Source organism: Streptomyces sp. NPDC047081, assembly GCF_040643775.1.
Lineage (GTDB): Bacteria > Actinomycetota > Actinomycetes > Streptomycetales > Streptomycetaceae > Streptomyces.
In genome coordinates this window covers 156,847-183,691 of the sequence record NZ_JBEYUY010000004.1, presented here as the reverse complement: position 1 = coordinate 183,691, position 26,845 = coordinate 156,847, and the positions used below count along the sequence as shown (strand labels likewise).

Here is a 26,845-nt window from a genome sequence, read left to right as displayed (position 1 = left end):
TTCTCGCTCAGTAGATGGGACCCTCTCAACAGGTGGGGGCGGGATATGACCGAACGGGCCGCGCTGGTCTTCGAGGACCGGGAGTACGGCCGGACCGAGCTGACGGCGCTCGCCGACGGGCTGGCCGGGACGCTGGCCCGGCGGGGCGTCGGGGCGGGGGACCGGGTCGCGCTGATGTCGTCGAACCGGCCCGAGTTCGTGCTCGCGGTGCTGGCCGTCTGGCGGCTCGGGGCCGCGGTCGTGCTGCTCAGTCCGGCGTGGAAGCGGGGCGAGGTCGAACACGCCCTGGAGATCACGCGGCCAGCGCACGCGATCGGCGACCATCCGGTGCTCGCCGGCCTCATGCCGATGCTGCACCTCGACGAGCCGATCGAGCCGGGACGCGGCGACGACCTCCCGTACGACCGGGACGCCGACGCCGTCCTGGTCTTCAGCTCGGGCACGACCGGCATGCCCAAGGCGGTCCGGCACACGCACGGCTCGCTCGCCGCCGCCGTACGCCACTGGCGGGACGCCCTCGGCCTCACCTCCGCCGACCGCATCCAGATCGCCACCCCGCCCTCGCACATCCTCGGGCTGCTCAACATCGTCACGGCCCTGGAGACCGGCGCCTGGCTGCGGCTGCACCGCCGCTTCGACCTCGACCGGCTGCTGCACCACATCGAACTCGACCGCATCACCGTCGAGATGGCCGTCGCCCCGATCGCGCTCGCCATCGCCTCCCACCCGAAGCTGGAGCGCTACGACCTGTCCTCGCTGCGCTACATCATGTGGGGCGCGACCCCGGTGACCCCGAGCATCGCCGAGACGGTGACCCGGCGCACGGGAGTGGGCTGGGTGCCCGCGTACGGCGCCAGCGAACTGCCCGTCATCGCCTGCAACCCGCTCGACGGGGCCCGCCTGGACACACCCGGCCGGCCCGTGCCCGGGGTGAGCATGCGTGTCGTCTCGCTGGAGACCGGGGAGCCGCTCGGACCGGACGAGACGGGCGAGATCGAGGTGCGCTCCGAGTCCCTGATGGCCGGGTACCTGCCCGCCGAGGCCACGGCGGACGCCCTCCACGACGGCTGGTACCGCACCGGCGACGTCGGCAGCCTCGACGCGGACGGCTGGGTGCACCTCACCGACCGCTCCAAGGAGATGATCAAGGTACGCGCCTTCCAGGTCGCCCCCGCCGAGGTGGAGGCCGTGCTGCACGGGCATCCGGCGGTCGCCGACTGCGCGGTGTTCGGCATCCCCGACGGAGCCGACGGCGAGGCGGTCATCGCGGCGGTGCAGCGGGCCGCGCCCGTCGAGGCCGCCGAACTCGTCGAGCTGGTCGGCAACCGTCTGGCCTCCTACAAACGGCCCCGGCGCGTGGAGTTCGTGACCGAGATACCGCGCCTGCCCTCCGGCAAGGTGCTGCGACGAGTCCTCAAGGAACGGGCCCTCAAGGAGCACGATGGACGTACGTCTCACAGCTGAGCAACGCCAACTCCGCGACGCTGCCGCCCGGTTGGCGAGCGACCTCGGGCCCGGCTCGGTCCTCGACCTGGACGACGCCGACCGGATCGCCCGGCTGGAGAAGGCGGTCGAGGCGACCGGCTGGCGGGCCCTGCGCTCCGACGGCGCGTCCGGCGTCGAAGTGGCCCTGGTCGTCGAGGAGTTCGGGCGCGGACTGGTCGACGTACCGCTGCTCGGACCCGTGCTCGCCGACGACCTGGCCCGGGGCATCTCCTCGGCGACGGTGGCCGTGGCCGGTGAGGCGCGGGACGCGCGCGGGATGCGGCAGGCACTGGAGCTGGTGGGCGACCGGGTGCTCGCCACCGAGGTCGGCCCGCTCACCTCCGGCGTCGATCTCACCCGCCGCAACGCCGAACTGCACGGCACCCAGGAGCAGATCGGCACCCTGACCGACGAAGTCGCCGTCCGCTGGCGGGCGTTGGCCCTCGTCGCCACCTCCGCCGACCTCCTCGGCACCGCCCGCGGCGCCCACACCCTCGCCGTCGACTACGCCAGGATCCGCGAGCAGTACGGCCGTACCATCGGCTCCTACCAGGCCGTCGCCCATCTCCTCGCCGAAGGACTGGCCCTGATCGAGGGCTCGATCAGCGTGCTGCGGCACGCGGCCTGGGCCGTCGACGAACTGCCGCCCGCCGAGGCCCTGCACGCCGCCCGCATCGCCAAGCTCTACTGCGCCCGCGCCGCCCGCACCGTCTGCGAGACCGCCGTCCAGGTGCACGGCGGCATCGGCAACACCTGGGAGTGCCTCGCCCACGTACACCTGCGCCGGGCACTGGCGTCCGCCGAGCTGTTCCCCGTGCGCCTGGAGGAGATCGACCGTGGACTTTCGTGACTCGCCCGAGGAGGCCGCCTTCCGCGACCGCCTGCGCACCTGGCTCACCGAGCAGGCCGGCACCTTCCCCACCTCCGGCGACGAGTACTGGGCCCGTCAGGGCGACTGGCACCGCGCCCTGCACACGGCCGGCTTCTTCGGCCTGTCCTGGCCCAAGGCGTACGGCGGTCACGAACTCCCGCCCGTCTACGACGTCATCCTCGACGAGGAACTCGCCCGCGCCGGCGCCCCCGCCCGCCCCAGCCTCGGCTATCTCGTCCAGGGCCTCGGCCGGCACGGCAGCGAGGAACTGCGCCGCCGCTTCCTGCCCGGCATGATCGACGGCACCGAACGCTGGTGCCAGGGCTTCAGCGAACCCGGCGCCGGCTCCGACCTCGCCTCCCTCACCACCACTGCCACCCGCGACGGCGACACCTATGTCCTGCACGGCCACAAGATCTGGACGAGCTACTCCGACGTCGCCGACTGGTGCCTCCTCCTCGCCCGCACCGACCCGGACGCCCCCCGCCACAAGGGCATCTCCGCGTTCATCGTCGCCATGGACCAACCCGGCATCGAACAGCGGCCGTTGAAGATGATGAGCGGGGTGACGAAGGAGTTCGGGCAGGTCGTGCTCGACGGCGCGACCGTCCCCGCGGACCAGATGGTCGGCGCACCCGGCGAGGGCTGGGCGCTGGCCATGACGGTCGTCGGCCACGAACGCGAACCCTCCACCCTCGGCTTCACCGCCCGCTACGGCAAACTCGTCCGCGAACTCCTGGCCCGCACCGACGGCACCCCGCCGCCCGAGCTGTCCTGGGCGGTCGTCGAGACGGAGATGCTCCGCCTGCATGTACGCCGACGCCTCTCCGAGCAGCTCGACGGCGTCTCGCACGGGCCCGAGGGCTCCCTCGACAAACTGCTCATGACCTGGACGGAACAGACCGTAGGTCACGCGGCCCTGGCCGTCGGCGGCACCGGCGACCCCGACCTCCTGCACGCCTACCTCTACAGCCGCGCGCAGAGCGTCATGGGCGGCACCTCGCAGATCCAGAAGAACATCATCGCCGCCCGAATCCTCGGACTGGGAGCCTGACATGACGGACGATCAGAACCTGTACGGCATGCCCGAGGAGATCGAGGTCCGTGCGGACGGCCCCCTGCGGATCATCACCCTGAACCGGCCCGCCGTCTTCAACGCCGTCAACGACCCGCTGCACACCGGCCTCGCACAGCTCTGGCCCCGGCTCGCCGCCGACCGGGAGGCCCGCGCGGCCGTCCTGACGGGGGCGGGCAAAGCGTTCTCGGCGGGCGGCGACTTCGCCTACCTGGACGAGATCAGGCAGGACCCCGACCTGCGCTCGAAGACCATCGCCGACGGCCGGGACATCGTCCTCGGCATGGTCCGCTGCCGTGTCCCGGTGGTCGCCGCCGTCAACGGCCCCGCCGTAGGCCTGGGTTGCAGCCTGGTGGCGTTGAGCGACATCGTCTACATGGCCGAGTCCGCTTATCTCGCCGACCCGCACGTCCAGGTCGGCCTGGTCGCCGCCGACGGCGGTCCGCTCACCTGGCCGCTGCACACCAGCCTGCTGCTCGCCAAGGAGTACGCCCTCACCGGCGCCCGTATCCCGGCCGGGAAGGCCGTCGCCCTGGGGCTGGCCAACCATGTGGTGGCCGACCCGCTGGCCGAGGCGACGGCCTGCGCGAAACGGATCGCCGGGCTGCCGAGGCAGGCGGCGGAGAGCACCAAACGCGTCCTCAACATGCACCTGGAACGCGCGGTGCTCGCCACCCTCGACTACGCCACGAGCGCGGAGGAACAGTCCTTCCAGACCGACGACTTCCGCGACACCCTGGCCAGGCTCACCGAGAAGTGAGCTTCCACAGATGGTCCGCCGTGCCGTTGTCGTCCCACTGCAGGACCTGAGAACCGGAGGACGTACTCATGCTGTTCACGCCCAGCAGCAGCCCGCTGTTGTAGTTGGCGATCTTGTAGTACCCGCTGCCGTCCGGGATGAGCTGCCAGAGATGGTCGGCGGTGCCGTTGTCGCCCCAGATCAGAGCGGTGCCGCCGTCGCTGGTGCTCATCCCGTTGATGCCGAGGAGCAGACCGCTCGCCTGCTGCTGGATCTTGTAGAGGCCGCTTCCGGCGGACACCAGGGTCCAGTTCTGGTCGGTGCCGGTGGTCAAGGTCGCCTGTACGACGGCGGTCCCCTGAGCGGTGCCCGCGCCGCTGGTGTCCAGCGCGAGCCCGCTGTTCTTGTTGGTGATCTGGTACCGCCCGGCGAGCGAACTGGAGCTGCCGCTGGGCGTGATGGTGATGTGGTAGCCGTCGGAGGCGTTCATCGTGACGGGCACGGTGATGGACCCGCCGCTGACCGTGTGGTCGGCGTCCGAGATGGTGACCGGCCCGGAAACGGCGGTCGTACGGCCCTTCGACGGGGTGTACTCCAGCTTCACGTGTACGGTGCTGCCGAACGCGGACAGCGAGGACAGCCCGTTGACGGTGACGGCACAGGAGCCGGTGCAGCCGCCGATGACGACACTGATCTGGTTGCCGGCCGTGTTCCGCGAGGCGAAGCCGTCGATGCCGGTCTGCGCAGGTGGCGTGGTGACCAGCATGTTCCCGGACATGTCGCCGTACCACTTGTACAGCCAGTACGAGCCGTTGGGCGATCCGCCGGTGTCGGTCAGGGTGTCGCCGAGGGTGCCGTAGTGGTTCCAGAAGGCGAGTTCCGCGTCGTGCACGCCGGCCCGCTCGAACTTGGCGACGTAGCTCGCCAGCGGCCCGGGCACGCCGACCTCGCTGGGGGTGCCGTACTCCTCGATGGCGATCGGGCGGGGGCTCAGGCCGAGGCTCGACTCCAGGGCGCGGTAGTCCGCCACGTGCGCGGCGATGTTCGCGCTGCTCTGCAGTTCGTGCCAGGCGACGATGTCGGGCACCGCGTTGTTCGCGATGGCGTCCTGGAGGAACGTCTTCATCTTGCTGTCGGTGTACGTGGCGAAGCTCGGCCCCTGGATGGGCATGCTGGTGTCCTTCGAACGGACCTCCTTGTAGGTCCGCGACCAGCCGTCGTCGAAGGCGCCCGCGTTGGTGGTGTCCCAGGTGCCGTCGGGCTCGTTCCACAGCTCGTACGCGGCGATGTTCGTGGCGCCAGAGGCCTTCACCGACGCGATCTGCTTGTCCACGGCCGACAGCCAGTCGCTCCAACTAACCCATTTGTAGGGGAAGTTCGGATACCAGTCCGGCATCCGTACGACGACCTTGGCGCCCGCCTTGGCCGCCTCGGGCGCGACCACGAGGGCGTCGCCGCCCGGCGCCGGCTCGCCGTTGGGCAGTTGGCTGCCGCCCGGCGCCATCTGCACGAAGGTGTTCGGCTTCAGCGGCTGGACCAGGCTGTCGGCGGGCACGCTCGCCGTGTCGAGGCCGTACAGGCTGCCCGTGGCCACATGGGTGACCGGGCGCAGTGTCTGATTGGCGTTCACGACGAGGGTGGTCGCAGAGCTGGGGGAGGCGTGCGCGGGGACAGCGATGCCGAGGGCGGCGGCGAGGGTTGCGGCACCGAACGCAGCGGTCGCTCTGGCGCGGTGCCGTCGGCGTCCGGGCAGGGAGATGCGGCTCATGAAGGGGTTCTCCTCACGAGAGGGAAGGGGGAAGTGCGTTGTGCGGTACGGGGGTTCAGTCCTTCACGGCGCCCGCCGTCACGCCCGCGGCGACATAGCGCTGGGCGAGCACGAGCAGGACGGCCGCGGGGACGGACGCGACGACGGCGGTGGCCATGATCGCGTTCCACTCCTGGTTGTTGTTGCCGATGTACTTGTAGATGCCGAGGGTGATCGGCCGCAGATCGCCGCCGCCGTCGAGGGTGTTGGCGAAGACGAAGTCGGACCAGGCCCACAGGAAGCTGAACAGGGAGACGGTGACCAGGGCGTTGCGGCTGACCGGCAGCACGACCGACCAGAAGGTACGGAAGGTGCCGGCGCCGTCGATGCGGGACGCGGCGATGAGCTCGCCGGGGATGCCCGACATGAACGCGGTGAAGATCATCACACCGAAGGGCACGGCGATGGTGGAGTCCGCGATGATCAGTCCCCACCAGGAGTTGAGCAGACCGAGGTCCAGGAAGATGCCGTAGAAGCCCATCGCCATGACGATCCCGGGGATCATCTGGGCGACGAGGAGAGCCAGGCCGAGCGCGCCGCCGCCCCGCGGGTGGAGTTTCGCGAGCGAGTGACCGGCGGGCGCGGCCAGCAGCAGGGTCAGCGCGACCGTGCCGAGCCCGATCAGCAGGCTGGTGCCGAGATACGGCAACTGGTCGTCCAGGACGGCCCGGTAGCCCTCGAAGGTGGGATGCAGCGGGAACAGGTCCGGCGGGTCCTTGCGCATGTCCTGCTGCGGGGTGAGGGACACGTTCAGCATCCAGTACACCGGGAACAGCATCAGCGCGGTGAGGAGGAGGCCGATCAGGGTGTACCGGCGCGACTTCATGCTTCCTGCCTCCTCTGGACGCGGATGTACAGCAGCCCGAAGACGAGCGCGATGAGGATGAGGATGTTGCCGACCGCCGCCCCGGGGCCGAACTTCGGCAGCAGCGTGCCGAATCCGAGCTGGTACGACCAGGTCGCCAGGGTCGACGAGGAGTCCCCGGGGCCGCCCTTGGTCATGATCCAGATCAGGTCGAAGACCTTGAGCGTGTAGACGAGCCCGAGCAGCAGGGTGATCGCGGACACCGGGCGCAGCAGGGGAAAGGTGATCCGCCGGAACTGCTGCCAGGCACCAGCCCCGTCCAGCGCCGCGGCCTCGTACAGCTCGCCCGGGATGTTCTGCAGCCCGCTGTAGATGATGACCAGGTTGAACGGAATCCCGATCCAGATATTGGCGACGATCACCGAAGTCAGCGCCCAGTCCGGCGAGGTCAGCCACCCGACCGGATCGACGCCGAAGAAGTGCAGGAAGTAATTCACCACCCCCGACTCGCTGTTGAACATCCACGACCACGTGGACGCCGACACGATCAGCGGCAGCAGCCACGGAATCAGGAACAGCGCACGCAGGGTCGGCGCGAGCCGGAAGTGCCGGTTGAAGAACACCGCGAGGGCGAGCCCGATGACGTACTGAAAGGCGATCGACACAAAGGTGAAAACCATGGTGTGCCGCAAGGCCGGCCCGAACGTCGGATCGTCCACCACCTTCCGGAAGTTGTCCCACCCGGAGAACGGCGCGTCCCCGGCAACGAAGGACCGCACGGTGTAATCGCGCAGGCTCAGATCGAGATTGCGATAGAGCGGATAGAGATAGAAGGCGGCGAGATAGACGAGCAGGGGCGCCACGAAGGCAAACGCGACGAGCCGCCCTCTAAAGGCAGGGGACAATCGAACTCCCTGCTCTGCAGAGCCCCGATAGGGGCGCGGGGAACTGCGCGACAAGCCCCCACCGGCCCGCAGATTGACAGCCACCGGTCACCCCTTCCCCACCGCATCCTGCGCCGCATCCAACGCATCCTGCGGACTCTTGCTCCCCGACAACGCCGCCTGCACGGCCGTCCACATCGGCTGCGAGATCGTCGGATACTTCGTTCCCAGCCCCCCACTGGTCCGCCCCCGAGCCGCCGCGACCGCCGACACCCACGGCTTCAGCTTCGGGTTCTGCTTCACCTGCTCGGCCTGCACCGCGGCCGTGGGAGCGACGTACTGCAACGTCGTGTCGGTCGGCAGCAGATTCGCGTCGCTCGTCAGACACGTGACGATCTTCTTGCTGACGTCGTACCGCCCGGTGTCCTTCTGCACGGGCACGGTCACGAACTCGCCGCCTGTCGGCACCGGCGCCGAACCGCCGTTCTGCCCCGGGATGTTGATGATGCCGTAGTCGAACCCGGCCTTGTCCGCGTTGCCCAGCTGCCACGTGCCGTTCTCACCGAACGCGTAGTCCCCGGTCGCGAACTCCTGCCAGCTGGTCGTCTGCGTGTTCTGCAGCACGTCCTTGGGCGCGTACCCCTCGTCGACCCACTGCTTCCACAACGACAGAGCCGCAACTCCCTTGGCGGAGTTGAGCTTTGTGAGATCCCCGCCCGCGCCCCAGAACCAGGGCAGGAACTGGAAGCTGCCCTCCTCGGTGTTGATCGCGGAGAAGGTGATGCCCTTCTTCCCGGCCGAAGTGACCTTCTTCAGCGCGGCGGTCAGGGAGTTCCAGTCCTTGACGGAGGCGGGGTCGACGTCGGCCGCGGTCAGGATCTTCTTGTTGTAGTACAGCGCAAGCGTGTTGGCGCCGATCGGCACCCCGTACGAGGCGTTGTCGATGGTCCCCGCGCCGATGATGTTCTGCTGGATCGACTTGGTGTCCAGGCCCAAGTCGCTCGTCTTGTTGAGGATCCCCGCCTCCACCAGCGTGGACACGACCGGGTTGTCGACGAGCATGACGTCCGGCGCGTTGCCCTGCTGCGCGGCCAGCAGTGCCTTGTTCCCGAGGTCGGTGGTGTCGTACGCGGTCCGCTTCAGCTTCACCCCCGCCTTGGTCCCGCACGAGGTCACGAGCTTGCCCCAGGCCGACGAGGCGTCGAACTGCGGATACGGGTCCCAGAAGGTGTACGACCCACCGGACCCGCCGGAGGAGCCGGAGGAGGAACTGGAGCCGCCTCCGCAGGCGGTGAGCGAGGCGAGGGTGCCGACGGCGGCGACGGCCGCGAGGAGAGTACGGCGGGTGGGTATCACGGGGTGACCTCGTTGTCATAGAGGGAGGGGCTCAGGAGGTGGGCAGCCAGACGCGCATCGAGCCGTCCTGGCGGTTCGCCCACGCGTAGTAGGGGATGGCGGTGAGCTCGACGGGATCGCCGTCCTGCCGCGGGACCTGGTCCGCGGTGGTGTACGGCCACCAGCCCGCGTCCGGCACGGCGCGCCGCCGCCCGGCCGCCACGACCGTCGTGACCCCGCCGAGCAGGTCGGGGCGGTGCTTCACGGCGAGCGGGCGGGTGGTGTCCAGGACGACGTCGTCCAGGCCCCCGCCGGGATGGTCGACCTGCTCCAGACAGAAGACCAGCGGCCCGCGCTCGATCGCCACACATCCGCGTACGGCGTCCACCCGCGGGTCGGCCGCGGTGAGCCGGGGTTCGAGGGCGAGCTCCAGCACGACCCGGTCGCCCGGCGCCCAGGTCCGTTCCAGCCGCAGCCAGCCGTCCTCGACGACCGGCGAGTCGTACGTCTCGTCCCCGCACCGCACCCGGAAGTCCCGGCACCACTGCGGGATGCGCAGGGACAGTGTCCAGGGCCGGTCGGCCGGGGCATCCTCGACGGTGAGGGCGATCGTGCCGTGCCAGGGGTAGTCGGTCTCGGCGCGCACGGCGATCGGGCCGGCCGCGTAACGCCCGGTGACGTACTGGTGGATCTGCAGCCCGCCGTCGTCGCTCGTGGCGAGGTAGTGCTCGAGCCCCGCCAGCAGCCGCATCACATTCGGCGGGCAGCAGGCGCAGCGGAACCAGCGGGTGCGGCGGGCCGACTGGTCGCCGCCGGGGTCGGTGTGGCCGTCGCGGACCTGGAGCGGGTTGACGTACAGCCAGCTCTCGCCGTCGAGGGAGACGCCGGCGAGGAAGCCGTTGAAGAGGGTGCGCTCGATCAGGTCGGAGTAGCGGGCCTCGCCGGTGAGCAGGGCCATCCGCCAGCTCCACTGGACGGAGGCGATGGCGGCACAAGTCTCGCAGTAGGCACGCTCGTTGGGCAGTTCGTACGGGTCGCCGAAGTCCTCCCAGTCGTGATGCGCGCCCAGGCCGCCGGTGATGTGGGTCTTGGTCGTGGTCATGGCCCGCCACAACCGCTCGGCCGCGGACCGCAGTTCGGCCTCGCCGGTCTCGGTGGCGAGGTCGGCGACCGCGGCCAGCAGATACAACTGCCGTACGGCATGGCCCTCGACGTTCGTCGCCTCGCGCACCGGGATGCGGTCCTGGCAGTACGCCTCGCCGCCGAGCAGGCCGTGGCCGTGCCGGTCCACGAAGTACCCGGCGAGGTCGAGGTAGCGGCGCTCGCCGGTCTCCCGGTACAGCTCGACCAGGGCGGTCTCGATCTCCGGGTGGCCGTCGATGCCGTCGATCTCCTTGCCGCTGCCGGGCGGCCCGAAGGCCGAGTCGACGTGATCGGCGAACTTGCGTGCCACGTCGAGGAGTTCCGTGCGTCCGGTGGCCCGGTGGTGGGCCACGGCGGCCTGGATGAGATGGCCCGCGCAGTACAACTCGTGGCCCCAGCGCAGGTCCTGGTAGCGCTCGCCGCCCTTGACCAGCTGGAACCAGGTGTTGAGATACCCGTCGGACTGCTGGGCGGCGGCGACCAGGGAGACGATCCGGTCGACGTCGGACTCCAGCTGCGCCGAGGGCGCCTGGGCCAGCTGCCAGGCCGCCGCCTCCAGCCACTTGTAGACGTCCGTGTCGACGAACGGGTACGCGCCCTGGAACTCGCCCTCGGCCGCGCCCGCCGCCAGCCGCAGGTTGTGCAGATTGCCGGCGGACTCCAGCAGACCGGGGCCCTGCGGGATGGAGGTACGGGCGTTGACGTCCCGGCGGGTGTGCCAGAAGCCGTCGGTCACCTCGGCGACGGCTGGACGCAGGGCGACATGGGCGTCGGGGCCCGGGCGGACGGGACCGGGGGAGGAGGGCGGGACGGAGCTGGTGCGGGGCATGGCTCTCCGGGGGTGTGAGCAACCAAATGAGCAATCGTTTTCCTCGCCGAAGAGTAGAGGGGAAGCGGGGAATCACGGTCAAGGGTGCTGCAGAAGATTTCTCGCTCTTCTGAAGGACTGGTACTTACCGCGACCGCCTGCGACCATGGACGGGTCGACCCGTCGAACAATCGCGTCGGGACTCCGCACAGCCGGATTGAGAAAAGGATTGCCCGTGACCGAAGCCGCGCCGAGTTCCCCCGCAGCTCCCGCCGCTGCCTCCGCCCCCGCCGGCCGCGCGAAGCTCGCCGATGTCGCCGCGCTCGCCGGCGTCAGCGTGGGCACGGCGTCCAAGGCGCTGAGCGGCAGCGGACGGATGCGACCGGAGACCCGGCAGCGAGTGCTGGACGCCGTGGAGGCCCTCGGCTTCCGGCCCAACCAGCACGCGCAGAGCCTGCACACGGGCCGCAGCTGGACGGTCGGGCTGATGACGACGGACGGCATAGGCCGCTTCAGCACGCCCGTCCTGCTGGGCGCCGAGGACGCGCTGGGCGCCGGAAAGATCTCGGTGCTGCTCTGCGACACGCGCGGCGACACCATCCGCGAGCAGCACCACCTGCGCAACCTCATGGACCGCCGGGTCGACGGCATCATCGTCACCGGCCGGCGGACGGACCCGCGCCCGCCGCTCCAGGGCGTCGACGGCATCCCGGTCGTCTACGCGCTGTCCCCCTCCACCGACCCGTCCGACACCTCGGTGGCCTCGGACGACCGGGGCGGCGCCCACCTCGCCGTGGAGCACCTGATAGCCACGGGCCGCTCCCGGATCGCCCACGTCACCGGCCCGGAACACCACGCGGCCGCCCGCGACCGGGCCCGCCACGCGGTGGACCTGCTGGAGCGTTCGTCCCTCCAGCTCGCCACGGGGCGTGTCCACTTCGGCGAGTGGAGCGAGGCGTGGGGCCGGCGGGCCGCCGACGCGATCCTGCGTACGGCTCCCGACACGGACGCCGTCTTCTGCGGCAACGACCAGATCGCCCGAGGCGTGGCCGACGCGTTGCGGGAACGGGGCGTCGACGTTCCGGGCAGGATCGCGGTCGTCGGCTACGACAACTGGGACACCATGGCCCTGGCCTGCCGCCCGCCCCTCACCACGATCGACATGAGCCTGGGCGAGATCGGCCGCATCGCCGCGCTGAAGCTGCTGGAGGCCATCGACGAGGGGCCGGTGGCGGGGGTGCACACGGTGCCGTGTCGGTTGGTGGTGCGCGAGTCGACGTGAGGTTCGGGGGCGCCGGGTGCTGAAGACTCATCCAGGACCAAGGTGAGGGCACCGAGGCCTTACTTCGGCGGGAACCGCAGCGCCCCGTCCAGCCGGATGACCTCGCCGTTGAGGTAGTCGTTCTCGCAGATGTGCTGGACCAGGGCTGCGTACTCGGGGGAGCGGCCCATGCGGCGGGGGTGGGGGATCTGTGGGCCCCAGTACGCCTCCAGTCGGTCGCCCGCCTGGCCGTAGGCCGGGGTGAGGAAGGTGCCGGGGGCGATCGTGACCACGCGGATGCCCAGGGGGGAGAGGTCGCGTGCGGCGACCAGGGTCATGCCGACGACCCCGCCCTTGGCCGCGGCGTACGGGAGTTGGCCGATCTGGCCCTCGTACGCCGCGATGGACGCGGTGTTGACGATGACGCCCCGGTTGCCGTCCTCGTCGACCGGCTCGTGGCGGGCTATCGCCGCCGCGGTGAGGCGCATGACGTTGAAGACGGCGGTCAGGTAGATGTCGACGGTCCGCCGGAAGCCGGCCAGGTCGAGGGGCTCGCCGTCGCGGCCGATCAGGCGCCCGCCGGTCGCGGGTCCGCCGTGGGTGTCCACGGAGACGCGCAGCGGGCCGAGGGTCTCCGCCTCGGCGATGGCGGCCTGTACGTCGGCCTCGTCGGTGGCGTCGGTCCGGACGTACCGGATGCCCAGCTCCGCCTCCAGGGCCTTGCCCTTCTCGTCGGCGAGGTCGGCGACGACCACGGCCGCGCCCGCCGCGTGCAGCCGACGGACCGTGGCCTCGCCCAGACCCCCCGCCCCGCCCACCACGACCGCGGAAGTCCCCTGAACCTGCATCGCGACTCCCCTCCCAGGGATACATGGTTCTAGTATGGCGAGAGTAGCATTCTCGCTCTCTGCTGTGATCCCGTCCGCCCCGCCGAGTTGGAGACCCGCATGCCCGAGGCAGTCATCGTGTCCGCCCTGCGCACCCCCGTCGGCACCGCGTTCAAGGGCACCCTGCGCGACACCACGGCCTTCGACCTGGCCCGTCGCATCGTCGGCGCCGCCGCGGACGGGCTCGACCCGGACCGCGTGGACGACGTGATGCTCGCCGAGGGCCTCTACGGCGGCGGTGTCCTCGCCCGGCACGCGGCCCTGACTGCAGGGCTCACCTCGGTCCCCGGCCTCGCCCTCAACCGGCACTGCGCCGCCGGCCTCTCCGCCGTCGCCGGCGCCGCCGCGTCCATCCGCTCCGGCATGGACGACCTGATCATCGCCGGAGGCGTCAACTCCGCGTCCACGGCGCCGAAATCGGCCTTCAGGGTGGACGGGGAATGGGTCGAGCCCTGGATGCCGCCCACGCATCCCGACCGCCCCGACGCCCCCAACAACGACATGTCGATCACCATCGGCTGGAACGTGGCCCAGCGCGCCGGCATCTCCCGCGCCGACATGGACGCCTGGGCCCTGCGCTCGCACCGGAACGCGGTGCGGGCCATCGACGAGGGCCGCTTCGACGCCGAGCTCGTCCCCGTCGAGACCCCGTCCGGGCTCTTCTCCGTCGACGAACACCCGCGCCGGGACACGTCGTTGGAGAAGCTGGCCTCGCTCAAGCCGCTGCACCCCGAGATCGAGGGCTTCAGCATCACCGCGGGCAACGCGTGCGGCGGCAACGACGGGGCGGCCGCCCTGGTGGTGGCGAGCGACGGCACGGCGGCGGCCGAGGGCCTGCCGGTACTGGCCACCGTCCGATCCTGGGCGTCGGTCGGCGTGGACCCGGTGGAGACCGGACTCTCCCCGGTGAAGGCGATCCCCAAGGCCCTCGCCCGCGCCGGCCTCACCGCCGCCGACGTCGACCTCTACGAGATCAACGAGGCCTTCGCCTCGGTCACCGTGGCCGCCATCCGCCGCCTCGACCTCGACCCCGACCACGTCAACGTCAACGGCAGCGGCTGCTCCCTGGGCCACCCGGTCGCCGCCACCGGCGCCCGCATGCTCGTCACGCTGGTGCACGAACTGCGCCGCCGGGGCGGGGGGATCGGGGTCGCGTCGATGTGCGCGGGGGGCGGGATGGGGTCGGCGATGGTCGTGGAGGTGGCGGCGCCGTAACGCATGCTCAAGGTCGGCCGGCGCCGCGGTGTGCGCCGGTCGGCTCAGCCCAACTCCGCCGTCACCTGCGGCAGATCGACCGTCGTCCGGATCCCGGGTTCCGCCGCACACACCAGCGGCACCGCGTTGACCGCCCGGTTGGCCGTGTACGACGGTGAGATCTCCGCCATCCGGTCCAGCGGTACCGGCAGGCGCAGGCCGACCTCGAGGGGTGCGTCGCCCTCTATCGAGATGTGCCAGCCGGTGTCGTGGAGGTCCCAGGCCGGGGCGAGGTCGGTCGTGCAGTACCAGGTGGCGCGGAAGCGGAGCAGGGGGCGGCCCGCGCGGAGGCCGGTGACCGTGAGGCGTTGCGCGGCCACCGTGCCCGGTGCCAATTCGCCTGCTGCTATGCGGACTTGGCTGCGGGCCGTCGCCAACTCGCCCGTCGCCTCCAGGGAGTCGAGTGGGAGGCCCAGTGCCTCGGCTATCAGGTGGAGCGAGGGGCCGAAGCTGGTTCGTGCCCGGGACAGTCGTTCCTCGGCGAACGCGGTCGGCGCGACGCCGTAGCCCATCACGTCGAACAGCAGCTCGGGGGAGGGGCGTTGGGACAGGTCCGCGGACTCCTCGATGGTCAGGGAGTCGACGCGCCGCGCGATCGACGTCAGGACCAGAGGTACCGCCTCGGTGATGAAGCCGGGGCTGCTGCCCGTGCTGTGGATCGACGTGCCACCGCGTTCGCACGCCGCCTCGACCCGCTTGCGCAGCTCGGGATCCATGCTGGCCGGGTGGTGGAACTCGCCGCGCGTCGTCACGACGTTCGCGCCCGACTCCAGCAGCCGGCACACCTCGTCGGCATCGCATTGGAGAGGCATGTACAGGACGCAGTCCGCGCCCAGTTCCAGGACGCGTTCGATGTCGGCGGTGGCGGTGACTCCGGTCGGGCCCGTCCCGCACAACTCGCCCGCGTCCAGGCCCTCCTTGGCGCGGGTGTGCACGTACACCCCGGCCAGTTCGAGGCGGGGGTGCTCAACGACGGCCCTCAGCGACCGCGCGCCTATCGTGCCCGTGGCCCACTGCACGACCCGCAGTGCCGCCGTCATGACGCCGCCTCCCCAGTGAAGCGCAGCAGCGCCTCCTGGGCGTACGACGCCACGAGCGAACCCCGCTCCGTGAGGACGTCGCCCCGGCCGAAGCAGCGGCCGTGGGCCAGGACCGGGCTGTGCTGGCGCAGCAGCAGCCACTCGTCGGCCAGGAAAGGGCGATGGAACCACACCGTGTGCGAGGTGACGGCCGAGGTGAACGCCTTGCCGGAGTCGTGCTGCGTGACGCCCGCGACAGGGCGCAGGGCCGTGCCGATGAGGGTCAGATCGGTGGCGTACGAGACGAGGGCCGGGGCCAGCTCCGGCTCCGACGCCGGCGTGCGCATCCACACGTCGAACTCGGACGGCTCCGGCGCCGAGGTGTCCAGGTCGGCGGTGGCCCGCGTCTCCCACGGGATCGGGTGCAGGTCGATGCGGTGCTCGGGGCCGGGGAGACCCGGGACGTCCGGGACTGCTTGGTGGGCGGGTCCGTCCTCCGCTGCGTGTAGCGAGACGCTCCCCGTCGCCACCACGCCCTTCGACTGCCGGGCCACCACCGTCAGCGCGGCAAACGACCCGCCGTCGTGATGGCGCTCCACCTCGTAACGCACGGGTTCGTCGGGCCGGCCGGCCCTCGCGAACAGGGCGTGCAGGGACTTGATGCCCTTGTCGGGGCAGCTCAGTTGTGCCGCCCGGACGAACTGGGCCAGTAGTTGGCCGCCGAACAGACGGTGGTAGCCGAGTCGTTGGTTGCGCGCCTCGTAGGTGAGGGCGTTTCCCTCGTCCTTCGCCCGAAGGTCGAGGCAGTCGAGGAGGTCGTCCCAGAGTTCACTCACGGCAAGTGGCATGCCAGCGAGGGTAATGGAAATCTGCCTATACGAGAATGTCACTCTCGCCTTGGATTCGGGTGGCGGTAGGTACACCCGCGGTCGGGTGTACAGGGCCATGTCGAGGCGGCTGGGGCCTCCGTAGCGTCGTGGACATGGCTGACAACGAGAACATCAGTGGAACCACGTCCCCTGCCGGTTCGCCCTCCCGGCGGCAGGCGCTGCGCCTCGGGGCCGGCATCGGCGGCGTCGGACTCGCCGCCGGACTCGGTGCGCCGGTCGCCCGGGCGGACGAGCGCGCCGGGGGCGGGCGGCACGGGCGGCCCGGGACCCGTACGTACGTCCTGGTGCACGGCACGCACAGCGCCGGCGCCTTCTGGACCGCGATCGGGCGGGAGCTGACGCTGCGCGGCCACCGTGTCGTCTCCGTGGACCAACCCCTGCACGGGGAGGAGCGGTTCGTACCGGCGTCGTACCAGACCCAGGACCTGCGCGCCCTTGCCACCGAGCCGTCCCCGGTCGCCGCGCTCACCCTGGACGACTTCGAGCGGCGCGTCACCGGCGTCGTGCGCCGTGCCGCGCGGCTGGGCGGGCCCGTGGTGCTCGTCGGGCACAGCCTGGGCGGCGCCTCGGTGAGCCGGGTCGGCAACGCCGTACCCGAACTCCTCGCGCACATCTGCTACATGGCCGCCTTCTGCCCGAGCCGCACCATGCCCACCGTCAACGCCTGCTCCGACTCGCCCGAGGGACGGCAGGCCGTGACGCCGGTGGACCACATGACCGGCGACCCGGAGAAGCTCGGCGTGCTGCGCCTGAACTGGCGTACCTCCGACCGCAAGGCGCTCGCGGTGTTCAAGGAGATGATCTGCGCGGACTACTCGGACGTAGCGTTCCTGCGGGTGCTGGAGGGCCTGCAGACGGACGAGTCGATGACCGTCTACGACAACCGGGCCGTCGGGCGCGCCGACACCTGGGGGCGGATCCCGCGCACTTATCTGCGGTTCGGCAAGGACCGCACGGTCGCCACGGCACTCCAGGACCGCATGATCGCGGAGGCCGACGCCCTGACGCCGGACAACCGCTTCACCGTCCACAACGTGCCCGGGGCGGGACACCTCGGCCCCGAGGACCCCACCCGCGTGACCGACCTGCTGCACGGGCTGGCGGTCTGACCGCCGGCCGGGCGCGCCCTAGCTGAGCGTGAAGCCCTTCGCGCAGAAGTCCCAGATCTCCTCCGCGGTGAGCGGATGGGCGCCGTCCTGGCCGCTCGACTGGGCGTTGAACATGACGGTCTGCATGGTCAGCGCCGCCACCCGACGGGCCTTGAAGCCCGGACGCAGCAGCCCGGCCTCCTCCAGCTCCGTCATCAGCTCGGTGAACAGCGCGAGCAGTGGAGCGTTCGCCACCCGCATCTCGGCCGGGTGCGAGACCAGCAGGCGCAGCGCGAAGTCGCTGAACAGCGGTCCCTGCCGGCCGGACGGGTCCGGACGCGAGCTGTCGAACAGCTCCTGGACGACGACCCGCACCCGCTCCAGCGGGTTCGACTGCTCGGCCGCGCTGGCGCGCAGCTGGTCGGCCGACTTGCTCATCGCGTCCTCGAACAGCGCGAGCAGCAGCTCGTGCTTGCCGTCGAAGTGCTGGTAGAAGCTGCGCAGCGACTGCTTCGACCGGTCGACGACCTCCTGCACGGTGAAGTCCGTCGTGCCCTTCTCCGCCATGATCGCCTGGGCCGCGTCGAGGAAGCGTTCGACCCTCTGCTCGGCCCGACGTTTCGCCGCCTGCGTGGAGCGCTCTACCGCGCGCTGCTTCCAGGCCGGTTCCTCGGTCGGGGTGCTCACGGGCTGGTCCGCCTTCTGTGCCATGGGGAGAACATTACTGCAGTGTAGCGGCAGCATGCTGCGTCCATGCTGGACACCTCCGACGATGTGGAGGAGACTGTGGATTCCCGATAGTGAGAATCGTATTCTCCATAAGCGCATTCTCCATCAAGTTCTCCATCTTCTCCAGCGAGGAGGCCGTTCGTGGCGAGGGACGTGCGGACCGACCACGGGGTCGGGCAGTTGAGGCCGGTGGTCGAGGGCCTGCTCGTCGGGGCTCTGCTCACCGGAGCCGTGCTGGTCGGAGCGGTGCTGGCCGGGGTCTTCGTGCTCGGGGGGCCGGATGCTGTTTGAGTTCGACGCCGAGCAGCGGCTGTGGCAGGACACCGTGCACAAGGCCGTCCTCAAGGAGTGCCCGCCGACGCTGGTGCGCGCCGTCTCCGACGCGGGCGCCGACCCGTCCCCGCTGTGGCGCGTCTACGCCGATCTGGGCTGGACCGAGCTGACCGATCCGGCCGACGCGGTCGAGCTGGCGATCGTCCTGGAGGAACTCGGCCGGGCCACCGACCCGACGCCCTACCTGGCCACGCTGACCCAGTTCGGCCCGCTCGCCCCCGGGGTCGCCGATCCCGACCAGTCCGGCGCCGCCGTCCACACCGGGATCACCGCCACCCCCGAGGGTGACGGCTGGGTGCTGGACGGCACCGCCCGGCACGTCCTCGACGGGGACCGGGCCGACCTGCTCGCCGTGGTCACCGACGCCGGCGTCTTCGTGGTCCCCGCCACCGAGGCGACCGCCGTACGCACCCCCGCCTTCGACCCCGTCCTGCACCTCGCCGACGTCACCCTGGCGCAGGTGCGCGTCGGCGAGAGTGCCCGGACCGCGGCGGACCCGGAAAGGGCCCGGCACATCGCCCTCACGGGCATGGCCCTGACCATGGTCGGTGCCTGCCGGCGCGCCCTCGACCTGGTCCTCGACCACGTCCGCACCCGGCACCAGTTCGACGCCCCGATCGGCTCCTTCCAGGCCGTGCAGCACAAGGCGGCCGACATGCACGTCGCCCTCGAACGGGCCCGCGCCCTCGCCTACTTCGCCGCGCTGACCATCGCCGAGGACGACCCCCGCCGCCGTATCGCCGCGTCGATGGCGAAAGCGTCGGCGGGGGAGTGCCAGTCCGTGGTGTTCCGCAACGCCGTGCAGCTGTTCGGCGCGATGGGGCACACCTGGGAGAACGACCTGCAGTTCGCGATCAAACGGGCCAAGGCGGGCGAGCTCATGCTGGGCGGCGCCACCCATCACCGGGCGCTGATCACCGACGCGTACCTGGCCGAGGCGCCGCTCGCGGAGGTGGTGTCGTGAAGCTGACCTTCGACGCCGAAGTCGAGGCGTTCCGCGCCGAGTTCGTGGCGTTCCTGGAGGCCAACCTGCCCGCGGAGGCCGAGGCCGCCGAACGCTCCCGCTCCACCGCGCACATCCCCGAGTGGGCCAGGCGCTGGCAGCGGCTGCAGTTCGACCAGGGCTGGCTGCTGCCGGGCTACCCGCCGGAGTTCGGCGGCCGCAACGCCAACGTCATCGAGCAGTACGTCCATCGCGAGGAACTGTCCCGGCGCCGTATCTACCACAGCTTCAACCCCCAGGGCGTGGGCATCATCGCCGCCTCGCTCATCTCCTTCGGCACCGAGGAGCAGAAGCGCCGCTGGGCCGTGCCCATCCTGCGCGCCGAGATCACCGCCGCGCTCGGCATGAGCGAACCCGGCGCCGGATCCGACCTCGCCTCCCTGCGCACCCGGGCCGAACCCGACGGCGACCACTTCACCGTCAACGGCCAGAAGGTGTGGACGTCCGGCGCCCACGACGCCGACGTGCTGCTCACGTTCGTGCGCACCGACCCGGACGCCCCCAAGCACAAAGGCATCAGCGTCCTGCTCATCCCCACCGACACCCCGGGCGTGACCCGCCGCCCCTTCGCCTCCTACACCAGCCCCGACGACAAGGACTTCAACGAGGTCTTCTTCGAGAACGTCCGGGTCCCCGCCGAGAACCTCGTCGGCCCCCTCAACCAGGGCTGGCGGGTCGCGAACGGCTCGCTGGGCCACGAGCGCACCCTGATGTGGCACGGCGAGGCCGAGCGGATGGGCGAGGTGCTGCGGGACTACCGCCCCTCGGGCCCGCTGGAGAAGGACTGGTACGCCACCCTCGTCATGGACCTCCAGGCCCTACGGCTGCTCGGCTCGGCCGCGCTCGCCCGCGCCGCCCGCGGTGAACAGGACGTACCCGCGCTGTCCGTGCTGAAGGTCTTCGGCTCGGAGTCGGCCCAACGCGCCCTGGAACGCGTCCTGGAGGCCTCCGGCCCGGACGGGCTGACGCACCCGGCGCGGACGGCGCCGTACAACCACATGAGCTACGACGACGACTCCGCCAGCTGGTTCAACCGCTACGCCCGCAGCTTCGGCGGCACCATCGCCGGCGGCACCTCGGAGATCCAGCGCACGATCATCGCCGAGCGGGTGCTCGGTCTGCCCCGACGCTGAGGAGACACCCGTGCACATCCTGTACGAGGTCAAGGACCGCATCGCCACCATCACCCTGAACCGCCCCGAGGTCGCCAACGCCCAGAACATGGACCTGCTCGACGAACTCGACGCCGCCTGGGCCCGGGGCGCCGAGGACGAGGAGGTGAAGGTGATCGTGCTGCGTGCCGAGGGGAGGCACTTCTCCGCCGGACACGACCTCAAGGACCGCTGGCCCGCGCCGAACGAGATCACGCTGGAGTGGATCTACCGGGCCGAGAACCGCCGGTACCTGGAGTACACACTGCGCTGGCGCAATGTGCCGAAGCCGTCCATCGCCGCCGTCCAGGGGCGCTGCATCGCGGGCGGGCTGATGCTGTGCTGGCCCTGCGACCTGATCGTGGCCGCCGAGGACGCCCTGTTCTCCGACCCGGTCGTCACCATGGGCATCGGCGGCGTCGAATACCACGGCCACACCTGGGAGTTGGGGCCGCGCAAGGCGAAGGAGATCCTCTTCACCGGGCGCCCGCTGACCGCCGATGAGGCCGAGAAGGTCGGCATGGTCAACCGGGTCGTACCACGCGCCGAGTTGGACGGCGCGGCACGCGAACTCGCCGAGCAGATCGCCGGGATGCCCGCCTTCGGACTGCGCCAGGCCAAGCGCGCCGTCAACCAGACCCAGGACGTACAGGGCTTCTACGCCGCCATCCAGTCCGTCTTCGACATCCACCAGACCGGCCACGGCAACGCCCTGAGCGTCAGCGGCTATCCGGTCCTGGCGAAGCTGGACGAGATGAAGGAGAAGCTCCGCTAGAGAGGCCGTCTCCTCACCAGTCCCGGGTGGCGATCAGCTCCTCCACGTCCGCGTCCGCGAACCCGTAGGCGGAGGCGACGAACCAGAAGTTCTCGGCGATCTCCTCACGGGCAACCGTCTCGATCTCGCTCCCGGCCGCCTCGAAGTCCGACTCCGGCAGGTTGAACTCCTCCGTCGCCGCCTGCGTCAGCACGTACAGGGCCGCGAGATCCGGCGGCTGTTCGGCCTCGATCCGCTGACTCGTACTACCCGGATCACGTGGTGGACAAGGGCAGGACGATCCTGGTGCGGCTCTGCGAGTGCTCCGTCCGTAGTGAAGAACTGTTGCACCGATCATGCACGCCACCACTGACAACGCGGACCGTATCTAGCTCTGCCCCACCAGGTTCTGCGTGCCCAGTACCGAGATCAGCTCCAGTTTCTCGGCGGCCTCGGTGCCGGGCTCGGCCGAGTAGACGAGGATGTGGAGGTCGTTGCCGTCCACGCGGAGCAGGTCGCAGTCCAGGGTCAGCAGGCCCACCTGCGGGTGCTCGACCGTCTTGCGGGAGGCCTCCAGGCGGCCGACCACACCCTCGTCCCACAGCTCGGCGAACCGCTCGCTCGTCGTGCGCAACTCAGCGATCAGCCGCTGGAGTTGACGGTCGGCGGGGTAGCGGGCCTGCGTCGCACGCAGCTCCGCCACCAGGCCGGCCTCGAAGGCGCGGTGCTCCTCCGGTGTGTGCCGGACCCGGGTCGGCCAGCCCATGAAGTTGCGCCACACGCCGTTGCGTTCGAAGCCGCGAAGACCCGACGGATCACCCATCAGCGCCGCGTACATCGAGTTGGCCACCAGCAGGTTCATCGCCGCGTCGGAGACACCCACGGGCGTGCCCACCAGCCGGTCCAGCAGCCGCTGCACACTCGGCGTGAGATACCCCGGCACCACATCGGGGCCGGGCGGCACCAGCTCCGCCAGCCGGAACAGGTACTCCCGCTCGTCCCCGGACAGCCGCAGCGCCCGCGCCAGCGCCTCCACGACCTGCACGGACGGGTTCGCCGCGCGGCCCTGTTCGAGCCGGGTGACGTAGTCGACCGAGATCCCGGCCAGCAGGGCCAGCTCCTCGCGCCGCAGCCCCGCCGCGCGCCGCTGGCCGCCCGTGGGCAGCCCCGCCGCGTCCGGGGAGACCCGGTCGCGCCAGCGCCGCAGCGCCTGTCCCAGTTCCGTCGCAGCCATGCCTCCAGTGAACACCGCCGGGCGTGCGGGTGCCTGGTACCGGCAGTCCCAGGAAGAAGGGTCTTCTGGCTGCCCGCGGTGGCGCGACGCAGGCTGGACGCATGACGACAACACTGATCACCGGAGCGAACAAGGGCATCGGCCGCGAGACCGCCCGCCGACTCGTCGCCGCAGGCCACACCGTCTACATCGGCGCCCGTGACGCCGAGCGGGGCCGCCGGGCCGCCGAGGAACTGGGCGCACGGTTCGTCCTCCTCGACGTCACCGACGACGCCACGGTCGAGGCCGCGGCCAAGACCGTCGAGGCAGCCGGCGGCCTCGACGTGCTCATCAACAACGCCGGCATCGAGACCAGGACCGAGGACAACAGCGTGCCGGTCGCCGCGACCGTCACCGGCGACCAGATGAGGAACACCTTCGAGACGAACGTCTTCGGCGTCGTCCGCGTGCTGCACGCCTTCCTGCCCCTGCTGGAGCGCTCGGCCGCGCCCGTCGTGGTCAACGTCAGCAGCGGCCTGGCCTCGCTGGCCCACCTCTCCGACCCCGACCACCCCGCGCACTTCTACCCGGGCATCGCCTACCCGACGTCGAAGAGCGCGGTCAACATGCTCACCGTGCAGTACGCGAAGGCCTTCCCGGGCATGCGGATCAACTCCGTCGAGCCCGGCTTCACCAAGACGGACCTGAACGGCAACACGGGCACCCAGACGGTGGAGGAGGCAGCCGAGATCATCGTGCGGATGGCGCAGGTCGCGCCCGACGGCCCGACCGGCGGCTTCTTCGACATCAACGGGCCGCTGCCCTGGTGACTCAGAGCTGGACCAGCCGGGGCGCCGCGCCCTCTTCGCGCAACGTCGCCCCGGCCTCCCGCGTCAACTCCCGTGCGCTGCCCAGCAGTCCGTCCAGTACGACGGCCCGGCGCACATGCCGGTGCAGCGGGTGCTCGGCGGTGAACCCGATGCCGCCCAGCACCTGCTGGCAGTGCCGGGCCGCCGTCAGCGCCGCCTGCCCGGCCGCCGCCTTGGCCAGGCCCGAACCCAGGCCGTCCTCGGCGACCGCGAGCGTTGCTTCGGCGCCCTCCAACGCCACCAGCGTCTCCGCGAGCCGGTGCCGTACCGCCTGGAAGGAGGCGAGGGGCCGGCCGAACTGGACGCGGTCCAGGACATGCGCCCGGGCGAGCGTCAGCATGGCCCGCCCGGTGCCGAGGAGCCACCAGCCGACGGCGCGGCGGCCCGCGGCCACGGGGACCGGAGTGCCGCCGGGCACCGGGCGCAGAGGGAGCTCCTCGTCCAGCCCGGCACCGGGTGCCGTATCGCCGCGGTCCCACTCCACCCACCGGCCGCCCGCGTACGGCAGCGTCACCGCACCCACCACATCGGTGAGCACCGAGGCATGCGCCCCCGTCTCCCCGAGCAGCCGGAACACGGTCGGCACCGCCACGCCCGGATACTCGGCGAGCAGCTCCCGCCACCCCAGCTCCACGAGGGCCGCGTCCAGGGCGGGGCCGGAGGCCACCGTGGTCATCGTCTTGCGGAGCGTCTCCATGAGGAGTTCCACCTCGGCGGGGTCCATGGTCAGTCCCTCCCCAGGTCGAGCAGGCGGCGGGCGATGATGTTGCGCTGGATCTCGGCGGTGCCGCCGTAGATGGTCGCCGCCCGTGCGTAGAGGTACTCCGAGCGCCACGGAGACTCGGTCAGCTCCAGCGCTCCGGGCAGCAAGTCCCGTACCGTCTCGAAGAGTTGTTGCTCGGCGGTGGCCAGCAGCACCTTGTCCACCGAGGTCTCCGGGCCGAGCCTGGCCCCGTCGGCCAGCCGTCGCTGGGTCGCGTGTGAGCGGCAGCGGACCGTGTGCAGGGCGAGGTAGGCGGCGCCGAGTGCCGCGTCGTCCGGGATCTCGGTCTGGGCGAGCAGGCGGTCGAGGCGGGTGTAGAGGTGGGCGACGCGGTGCCAGAAGCAGGTGGAGCGCTCGTGCGGGAGCAGGTCCATCGCGAGGCGCCAGCCGTCGCCGGGGCGGCCGAGCATCCGGTCGGCGGGCACGATCACGTCGTCGAAGAAGACCTCGGCGAACTCGTCCACGCCGTGCATCGTGCGCAGCGGACGGACGGTGATGCCCGGGGTGTCCATGTCGACGAAGAAGGCGGTGATGCCGTCGTGGCCGGGTGCGGTGCGGGTGAGCAGGACGCAGCGGGCGGCGTACTGGGCGAGGCTCGTCCACACCTTCTGGCCGTTGACCACCCAGTGGTCGCCCTGCCGCACGGCCCGCGTGGTGAGGGAGGCGAGGTCGCTGCCGGAGCCCGGCTCGGAGAAGCCCTGGCACCACTGCTCGCGGCCGCTCAGCAGCAACGGGACCATTTCGGCGGCCAGTTCGGGACTGGCGTACGAGATGAGGGTCGGGGTGAGGACTTCGACCATGGAGTAGATGCCGGGCTCCGCGAGGCCGCGGGTGGCTACCTCCTCGCCGAGCACCGCACGGAAGACCGCGGGGCCGCCGAGCCCGCCTACCTGCTCGGGCCAGCCGTACCGCATCCAGCCGGCGTCGAACAACGCCCGCCGCACGCGGGCCAGTTGCGCGACCTGGGCGTCCAGCGAGCGGTCGGGGCCGGGGGAGAGGTCGTGGTCGTCGAGCCAGGTCTGGACGGCGGTGCGGAACTCCGCCGCCGTGGTGAAGGCGTTCATACGCCGGGGAGTTCGAACGCGTGCGGGCGCCCCGAGTCGTGCGCCCCGCTGCGGCGGATGAAGGTCATGGCCCGGGTGCGCAGCCGCCAGCCGTCGGCGGTGCGGACGTAGGTGTCGTTGTAGTAGCCGATGCGCATGTCGTGCGTGGCGTGGTCGACGAAGCACAGCGGCTGGGTGCCGGTCGCGGTGTCCCCGGACAGCTCGACGAGCGGTGTGCCGGTGAGGAACAGGCCCTTGGGGGCGGCGGCCACCAGGGCGGGGAAGTCGGCGAGCGGATAGGTGTCGCCGAACGCGCTGTAGGTGCCGTCCGGGGTGAAGACCGCGAGCACGCCGTCGATGTCGCCCCGGGTGATGGTCACCGCGTAACGGGCGAGGAGCTGCTGGATCTCCACGAGGTCGTCGGTGGTGGTGGCGTCACTTGCCACGAGCACTCCTTCTCTCCGCACGCTCGCGCGCGTCGTGTTCGGGCCGGATGCCGAAGGTGTTGAAGGCCGTCGCCATCAGGCCGTACGCCCCCACGGTGAACACCAGGTCCATCACCTGGTGCTCGGACAGCTGCCCGGAGAGGGCGGCCCAGGTTGCGTCCGAGACGTCGAAGCCGTCCTCCAGCTCGTCGACGGCGCCCAGGACCAGGCTCTCCAGCGGATCGGCCGCCTTGCCCTGCCCGGCCGCCTCGATCTCGGCCTCGGTCAGGCCCAGCTGCTGGGCCGCGTGGAAGTGGTGGGTCCACTCGTAGGCGCAGCTGCGGCGCTTGGCGATCCGCAGGACGACCAGCTCGCGCAGGCGGTCCGGCAGCGTCGAGTGGACCAGGAAGTACGTACTGAACGGGAGGAACGCCCCGGTCAGATCGGGATGGCGGACCAGCGTGGAGAGCATGCTGCCGGCCGCCTCGGCGTTGCGCATGCTGCGGGGGAGCAGGGCGGAGAGCACCTCGCGGGTGCGGTCGTTCCACTGGTCGGCAGGGAGTGGGGAGAGGCGGGGCGGCATGCGGGTCTCCCTCGATCTGAGAATGGCGTTCTCAATTCTGAGTGACAAGATTTCCATCCGGTCGGCCGCCCCGTCAACCGTCAGGCCCGCAGCTTCCCGAAGTCCCAGCTGACGACCTTCTCCGGCCGCAGTCGCAGCCACCCGTGCCGGCCGTCGTACCGGAAGTCCCCGCCGCCCATGTACTTCTCCGCGAAGAGCCGCTCGGGCTCGGCGAGGCCGTCAACCGCCGCACCCTTCCGCGGCACCTCCCCGACCACCTCCGCGCTGCCCAGCAGCTCGACGCCCCGCAGTCGCAGGAACTCGAACCCCCCGTCGTCGACCAGCACGCTGAGCCGCGGGTCGCGTCCCAGGTCGCTCCAACGCTGGCTGCGCGTCAGTGAGTTGAGCCAGAGCGCCGTTCCGTCCCAGACGAACCAGAGCGCCCCGGCGTGCGGATGTCCGCCGGGGCCGACGGTGGCCACGCGGCAGACGGGCTGGGTGCGCAGAAAAGTGTCCTGTTCCTCGCCGGTCATGGCGATGGCGGTACCCCTGCGTTGACCGGGCATGATTCCTCCCGCTCTCGTGTGAATGCCTAATTCTCCTGCACGACAGGTTGCTTCTCATCTAGCGAGAAGCTACTTTCCACCGC

Annotated in this window: 27 protein-coding genes and 1 pseudogene; 12 read left to right on the top strand and 16 right to left on the bottom strand. The window is 70.9% G+C overall.

Going from position 1 to position 26,845, the window contains the following annotated elements; genetic code table 11:
* Positions 1–45: 45 nt before the first annotated feature.
* The 4 genes from ABZ848_RS09200 to ABZ848_RS09185 are packed head-to-tail and all read left to right on the top strand — an operon-like array spanning position 46 to position 4,191.
* Positions 46–1,464, top strand: a complete 1,419-nt coding sequence (locus tag ABZ848_RS09200; protein ID WP_360827760.1) for an AMP-binding protein — start codon at positions 46–48, stop codon at positions 1,462–1,464.
* On the top strand, positions 1,442–2,335 hold the full coding sequence (locus ABZ848_RS09195; protein WP_360827757.1) for an acyl-CoA dehydrogenase family protein: 894 nt from the start codon (positions 1,442–1,444) through the stop codon (positions 2,333–2,335). Before ABZ848_RS09200 ends, ABZ848_RS09195 begins: the two co-directional genes overlap by 23 nt.
* Positions 2,322–3,410, top strand: a complete 1,089-nt coding sequence (locus tag ABZ848_RS09190; RefSeq protein WP_360827754.1) for an acyl-CoA dehydrogenase family protein — start codon at positions 2,322–2,324, stop codon at positions 3,408–3,410. The genes ABZ848_RS09195 and ABZ848_RS09190 overlap by 14 nt, the downstream gene beginning before the upstream one ends.
* Position 3,411: 1 nt before the next feature.
* A complete protein-coding gene (locus ABZ848_RS09185; RefSeq protein ID WP_360827751.1) occupies positions 3,412–4,191 on the top strand; it encodes an enoyl-CoA hydratase/isomerase family protein in 780 nt (259 codons plus the stop codon).
* Here the strand turns inward: ABZ848_RS09185 and ABZ848_RS09180 are convergent.
* From ABZ848_RS09180 to ABZ848_RS09160, 5 genes are read right to left on the bottom strand one after another with little or no spacing between them, the layout of a single operon-like run.
* On the bottom strand, positions 4,178–5,938 hold the full coding sequence (locus tag ABZ848_RS09180; RefSeq protein WP_360827748.1) for an RICIN domain-containing protein: 1,761 nt from the start codon (positions 5,936–5,938) through the stop codon (positions 4,178–4,180). The genes ABZ848_RS09185 and ABZ848_RS09180 overlap by 14 nt on opposite strands.
* A 55-nt stretch (positions 5,939–5,993) precedes the next feature.
* Positions 5,994–6,803: a carbohydrate ABC transporter permease gene (locus ABZ848_RS09175; RefSeq protein WP_360827745.1), complete on the bottom strand. Its 810-nt coding sequence runs from the start codon at positions 6,801–6,803 to the stop codon at positions 5,994–5,996.
* Positions 6,800–7,771 carry a sugar ABC transporter permease gene (locus ABZ848_RS09170; RefSeq protein WP_360827742.1) on the bottom strand — a complete coding sequence of 324 codons (972 nt, stop codon included), beginning with the start codon at positions 7,769–7,771 and terminating at the stop codon, positions 6,800–6,802. The genes ABZ848_RS09175 and ABZ848_RS09170 overlap by 4 nt, the downstream gene beginning before the upstream one ends.
* Before the next feature lie 3 nt (positions 7,772–7,774).
* A complete protein-coding gene (locus ABZ848_RS09165) occupies positions 7,775–9,022 on the bottom strand; it encodes an extracellular solute-binding protein (protein ID WP_360827739.1) in 1,248 nt (415 codons plus the stop codon).
* Positions 9,023–9,053: 31 nt separating this feature from the next.
* Positions 9,054–10,973: a beta-L-arabinofuranosidase domain-containing protein gene (locus ABZ848_RS09160; protein WP_360827736.1), complete on the bottom strand. Its 1,920-nt coding sequence runs from the start codon at positions 10,971–10,973 to the stop codon at positions 9,054–9,056.
* 214 nt (positions 10,974–11,187) lie between these two features.
* Between ABZ848_RS09160 and ABZ848_RS09155 the strand changes: the two genes are divergently transcribed.
* A complete protein-coding gene (locus ABZ848_RS09155) occupies positions 11,188–12,234 on the top strand; it encodes a LacI family DNA-binding transcriptional regulator (protein WP_360827733.1) in 1,047 nt (348 codons plus the stop codon).
* A gap of 59 nt (positions 12,235–12,293) precedes the next feature.
* Here the strand turns inward: ABZ848_RS09155 and ABZ848_RS09150 are convergent, their stop codons facing one another.
* Positions 12,294–13,061: an SDR family NAD(P)-dependent oxidoreductase gene (locus ABZ848_RS09150; RefSeq protein WP_360827730.1), complete on the bottom strand. Its 768-nt coding sequence runs from the start codon at positions 13,059–13,061 to the stop codon at positions 12,294–12,296.
* 99 nt (positions 13,062–13,160) lie between these two features.
* Here ABZ848_RS09150 and ABZ848_RS09145 point away from each other — a divergent pair, with 99 nt between their 5' ends.
* Positions 13,161–14,315, top strand: a complete 1,155-nt coding sequence (locus ABZ848_RS09145; protein ID WP_360827727.1) for a thiolase family protein — start codon at positions 13,161–13,163, stop codon at positions 14,313–14,315.
* Positions 14,316–14,359: 44 nt separating this feature from the next.
* Here the strand turns inward: ABZ848_RS09145 and ABZ848_RS09140 are convergent, their stop codons facing one another.
* Together ABZ848_RS09140 and ABZ848_RS09135 are read right to left on the bottom strand one after the other, a co-directional pair.
* Entirely contained in the window at positions 14,360–15,394 is a 1,035-nt protein-coding gene (locus ABZ848_RS09140; RefSeq protein WP_360827724.1) for a dihydrodipicolinate reductase, read from the bottom strand.
* Positions 15,391–16,221, bottom strand: coding sequence for an acyl-CoA thioesterase domain-containing protein (locus ABZ848_RS09135; RefSeq protein ID WP_360827721.1), 831 nt, complete (start codon positions 16,219–16,221; stop codon positions 15,391–15,393). The genes ABZ848_RS09140 and ABZ848_RS09135 overlap by 4 nt, the downstream gene beginning before the upstream one ends.
* A gap of 134 nt (positions 16,222–16,355) precedes the next feature.
* On the opposite strand from ABZ848_RS09135, the gene ABZ848_RS09130 reads away from it, so the two are divergent.
* Positions 16,356–17,372: an alpha/beta hydrolase gene (locus ABZ848_RS09130; RefSeq protein ID WP_360827718.1), complete on the top strand. Its 1,017-nt coding sequence runs from the start codon at positions 16,356–16,358 to the stop codon at positions 17,370–17,372.
* Between the two features lie 18 nt (positions 17,373–17,390).
* On the opposite strand, the gene ABZ848_RS09125 is transcribed toward ABZ848_RS09130, so the two are convergent.
* On the bottom strand, positions 17,391–18,062 hold the full coding sequence (locus ABZ848_RS09125) for a TetR/AcrR family transcriptional regulator (protein WP_242767641.1): 672 nt from the start codon (positions 18,060–18,062) through the stop codon (positions 17,391–17,393).
* 159 nt (positions 18,063–18,221) lie between these two features.
* On the opposite strand from ABZ848_RS09125, the gene ABZ848_RS09120 reads away from it, so the two are divergent.
* From ABZ848_RS09120 to ABZ848_RS09105, 4 genes are read left to right on the top strand one after another with little or no spacing between them, the layout of a single operon-like run.
* Entirely contained in the window at positions 18,222–18,371 is a 150-nt protein-coding gene (locus ABZ848_RS09120) for a hypothetical protein (RefSeq protein WP_242767639.1), read from the top strand.
* Positions 18,361–19,377 (top strand): acyl-CoA dehydrogenase family protein, encoded by a 1,017-nt coding sequence (locus tag ABZ848_RS09115; RefSeq protein WP_360827714.1) that lies wholly within the window; start codon positions 18,361–18,363, stop codon positions 19,375–19,377. The genes ABZ848_RS09120 and ABZ848_RS09115 overlap by 11 nt, the downstream gene beginning before the upstream one ends.
* On the top strand, positions 19,374–20,549 hold the full coding sequence (locus ABZ848_RS09110) for an acyl-CoA dehydrogenase family protein (RefSeq protein ID WP_360827711.1): 1,176 nt from the start codon (positions 19,374–19,376) through the stop codon (positions 20,547–20,549). Before ABZ848_RS09115 ends, ABZ848_RS09110 begins: the two co-directional genes overlap by 4 nt.
* A gap of 10 nt (positions 20,550–20,559) precedes the next feature.
* Positions 20,560–21,342, top strand: coding sequence for an enoyl-CoA hydratase (locus ABZ848_RS09105; protein WP_360827709.1), 783 nt, complete (start codon positions 20,560–20,562; stop codon positions 21,340–21,342).
* A gap of 13 nt (positions 21,343–21,355) precedes the next feature.
* Here ABZ848_RS09105 and ABZ848_RS09100 read toward each other — a convergent pair.
* Both ABZ848_RS09100 and ABZ848_RS09095 read right to left on the bottom strand, forming a co-directional pair.
* Positions 21,356–21,580 (bottom strand): annotated as a pseudogene (locus ABZ848_RS09100) (DUF5713 family protein); the annotation flags it as partial.
* Positions 21,581–21,709: 129 nt separating this feature from the next.
* A complete protein-coding gene (locus tag ABZ848_RS09095) occupies positions 21,710–22,555 on the bottom strand; it encodes a helix-turn-helix transcriptional regulator (RefSeq protein ID WP_360827706.1) in 846 nt (281 codons plus the stop codon).
* A gap of 101 nt (positions 22,556–22,656) precedes the next feature.
* Here ABZ848_RS09095 and ABZ848_RS09090 point away from each other — a divergent pair, with 101 nt between their 5' ends.
* Positions 22,657–23,364, top strand: coding sequence for an SDR family NAD(P)-dependent oxidoreductase (locus ABZ848_RS09090; RefSeq protein ID WP_360827702.1), 708 nt, complete (start codon positions 22,657–22,659; stop codon positions 23,362–23,364).
* A gap of 1 nt (position 23,365) precedes the next feature.
* Here the strand turns inward: ABZ848_RS09090 and ABZ848_RS09085 are convergent, their stop codons facing one another.
* The 5 genes from ABZ848_RS09085 to ABZ848_RS09065 form a co-directional block, all read right to left on the bottom strand.
* A complete protein-coding gene (locus ABZ848_RS09085; RefSeq protein WP_360827699.1) occupies positions 23,366–24,127 on the bottom strand; it encodes an acyl-CoA dehydrogenase family protein in 762 nt (253 codons plus the stop codon).
* A gap of 2 nt (positions 24,128–24,129) precedes the next feature.
* Positions 24,130–25,230 (bottom strand): acyl-CoA dehydrogenase family protein, encoded by a 1,101-nt coding sequence (locus ABZ848_RS09080; protein ID WP_360827696.1) that lies wholly within the window; start codon positions 25,228–25,230, stop codon positions 24,130–24,132.
* Positions 25,227–25,655 (bottom strand): nuclear transport factor 2 family protein, encoded by a 429-nt coding sequence (locus ABZ848_RS09075; protein WP_360827693.1) that lies wholly within the window; start codon positions 25,653–25,655, stop codon positions 25,227–25,229. The genes ABZ848_RS09080 and ABZ848_RS09075 overlap by 4 nt, the downstream gene beginning before the upstream one ends.
* On the bottom strand, positions 25,645–26,217 hold the full coding sequence (locus ABZ848_RS09070) for a carboxymuconolactone decarboxylase family protein (protein ID WP_360827690.1): 573 nt from the start codon (positions 26,215–26,217) through the stop codon (positions 25,645–25,647). Before ABZ848_RS09070 ends, ABZ848_RS09075 begins: the two co-directional genes overlap by 11 nt.
* Before the next feature lie 80 nt (positions 26,218–26,297).
* Positions 26,298–26,762, bottom strand: a complete 465-nt coding sequence (locus tag ABZ848_RS09065; RefSeq protein WP_360827687.1) for a pyridoxamine 5'-phosphate oxidase family protein — start codon at positions 26,760–26,762, stop codon at positions 26,298–26,300.
* Positions 26,763–26,845 lie beyond the last annotated feature (83 nt).